This is a genomic window from Arcobacter sp., assembly GCF_050300555.1.
Lineage (GTDB): Bacteria > Campylobacterota > Campylobacteria > Campylobacterales > Arcobacteraceae > Arcobacter.
Genome location: NZ_JBNKXY010000475.1, coordinates 1 through 504, shown reverse-complemented (window position 1 = coordinate 504; position 504 = coordinate 1). Strand labels below are relative to the sequence as shown.

General features: G+C 29.4%; 2 tRNA genes and 1 pseudogene. All 3 read left to right on the top strand.

Annotation, left to right across the window (positions count from 1 at the left end):
- Positions 1-54 precede the first annotated feature (54 nt).
- Positions 55-127: transfer RNA gene (locus ACQY5W_RS13700), tRNA-Val, on the top strand.
- 38 nt (positions 128-165) lie between these two features.
- Positions 166-238: transfer RNA gene (locus tag ACQY5W_RS13695), tRNA-Arg, on the top strand.
- Positions 239-260: 22 nt separating this feature from the next.
- Positions 261-504, top strand: a pseudogene (gene rpsL, locus ACQY5W_RS13690) (30S ribosomal protein S12); the annotation flags it as partial.

Below are 504 nucleotides of genomic sequence, written 5' to 3'. Positions count from 1 at the left end.
CCTGATAAGTGTGAAGACGGTAGTTCAAATCTACCTAGACCTATAATACAAACAAGGTAATTAACTCAATCGGTAGAGTATTCCGTTTACACCGGAAAAGTTGTAGGTTCAAATCCAACATTACTTAAAGAGAGAAAAAGGGGTATATATAAAATATACAAATAAACAATCTTAACTTAATAGGATAAAGTGTTAGCCTTCTAAGCTAATTTTCCCGGTTCAAGTCCGGGAGATTGTATACAGTTAATAAAAATAATTATATGCCAACTAATAATCAACTTTGTAATAAAAAAGCAATACGAAATAGAAAAATAAAAAAAAGTAAATCCCCCGATTTAAAAAAAAACCCACAAAAAAAAGGTTTTTGTTTAAAAATTTTTACTATGAATCCTAAAAAACCCAACTCAGCTGTCCGTAAAGTGGCAAGGATTAGATTAAGAAATAAGAATGAAATAACAGGATATATACCTGGAATAGGTTATAACAGTTTACAAAAATATTCAG